This window comes from Brevundimonas sp. (genome assembly GCF_032107865.1).
GTDB lineage: Bacteria > Pseudomonadota > Alphaproteobacteria > Caulobacterales > Caulobacteraceae > Brevundimonas.
In genome coordinates this window covers 1-1,226 of record NZ_DAMCNG010000392.1, presented here as the reverse complement: position 1 = coordinate 1,226, position 1,226 = coordinate 1, and the positions used below count along the sequence as shown (strand labels likewise).

General features: G+C 72.2%; 2 protein-coding genes. Both read left to right on the top strand.

From position 1 onward, the window contains the following. A partial coding sequence (locus RT567_RS17040; RefSeq protein ID WP_313577361.1) for an ROK family protein occupies window positions 1-572 on the top strand: 572 nt, incomplete at its 5' end. 63 nt (window positions 573-635) lie between these two features. Then, on the top strand, window positions 636-1,226 hold a 591-nt coding region (locus RT567_RS17035), incomplete at its 3' end, for an SDR family NAD(P)-dependent oxidoreductase (RefSeq protein ID WP_313577360.1).

The window sequence follows — 1,226 nt, the reverse complement described above, 5'->3', positions numbered from 1 at the left end:
TGGCCCTGTCCGAGGCCGCCGACGGCGCAGGCGCGGGCGCGGCCAGCCTGTTCGGCGTCATCCTCGGCACCGGCTGCGGCGGCGGACTGGTCATCGACGGCAGGCTGGTCGAGGGCGCGCACGGCGTCGCCGCCGAGATCGGCCATATCTCCCTGCCCTGGCCTTCAGCGGAGGAGGCGCCCGGCCCCGCCTGCTGGTGCGGCCTGAACGGTTGTCTCGAGACATGGGTGTCCGGCACCGGCTTCCAGCGCGACCATGAAGTGACGACCGGGCGGACGTGGATGGCGCAGGCCATCGTGGACGCCGCTCGCGCAGGCGATGCGCAGGCCGCCGCCGCTCTGGACCGCTACATCGACCGGCTGGGACGCGGGCTGGCCATGGTGGTCAATCTGGCCGACCCCGAGGTCTTCGTGCTGGGCGGCGGCATGTCGAACGTGGCCGAGCTTTACGACCGCCTGCCTGATATCGTGGCGCGCCACGCCTTCTCCGACCACTGGGAGGGGCGGATCGTTCCGGCGCAGTGGGGCGATTCCTCGGGCGTGCGCGGCGCCGCGCGGCTCTGGAGCGATTGATCCCTAATTGATTGGGCCGCGCGCGCCGCTATGGTCCGCGCCGAACCATTCAGGAGCGAGACGATGGGCGAACGGGTTGCAGCAATCACCGGCGGGCACGGCGCCCTGGGCCGGGCCGTGGTCGAGGCCGCGCAGGCCGCCGGCTGGACCGTCGCCGTCATCGACCACGCCAGCGGCCACGCCGCGCCCGAGGGCGTTCTGGAGGTCGGCGGCGTCGACCTGACCGACCCCGCTCAAGCAAAGGCGGCGATCGAGGCCGTCGTCGCCCGCTTCGGCCGTCTGGACGCCCTGCTGAACATCGCCGGCGGCTTCGTCTGGAGCCCGGTCGAAGGCGACGGCGAGGAGTGGGACCGGATGCACGCCCTCAACGTCAAGACGACGCTGAACGCCAGCCGCGCCGCCCTGCCCCATCTGAAGGCCTCAAGCGAAGGCCGCATCGTCAACGTCGGCGCCAACGGCGCGATCAAGGCCGGGCACGGCATGGGCGCCTACGCCGCCTCCAAGGCCGGGGTCCACCGCCTGACCGAAGCCCTGGCCGAAGAGCTGAAGTCGACCTCGGTGACGGTCAACGCCGTCCTGCCCTCCATCATCGACACGGCGGCCAACCGCGCCGACATGCCCGACGCCGATCCGTCGAAATGGGTCGCGCCCGCC